This is a genomic window from Streptomyces sp. BK79, from assembly GCF_044142145.1.
Classification (GTDB): Bacteria; Actinomycetota; Actinomycetes; order Streptomycetales; family Streptomycetaceae; genus Streptomyces.
Genome location: NZ_JBHVOC010000100.1, coordinates 1 through 393 on the forward strand (window position 1 = coordinate 1; position 393 = coordinate 393).

At 64.4% G+C, this 393-nt stretch carries 1 protein-coding gene; it reads left to right on the forward strand.

What is annotated here, in order from left to right; translation table 11 throughout:
- A partial coding sequence (locus ACFIF2_RS35965; RefSeq protein ID WP_395577500.1) for a condensation domain-containing protein occupies positions 1 to 393 on the forward strand: 393 nt, incomplete at both ends.

The following is a 393-nucleotide window of genomic DNA, read 5'->3' on the forward strand; positions in this document are numbered from 1 at the left end:
TGCGGGTGCGGGGTGGGTTGGATGTGGGTGTGTTGGGTGAGGCGTTGTCGGTGGTGGTGGGGCGGCATGAGGTGTTGAGGACGGTGTTTCGGGAGGTGGGTGGTTCGCCGGTGCAGGTGGTGTTGCCGCCTCCGGTGGGTGGTGTGGGGGTTGAGTTGGTGGATGTGTCGGATGCGGATGTGGGTGAGCGGGTGGGGTTGGCGCGGGGTGTGGTGGGGCGTGAGGTGGGGCGTGGGTTTGATTTGAGTGTGGGGCCGTTGGTGCGGTTGGTGGTGGTGCGGTTGGGTGTGGGTGATCATGTGGTGGTGTTGTCGATGCATCATGTGGTGACGGATGCGTGGTCGCAGGGTGTGGTGTGGGGTGAGTTGGCGGGTGTGTATGGGGAGTTGGTTG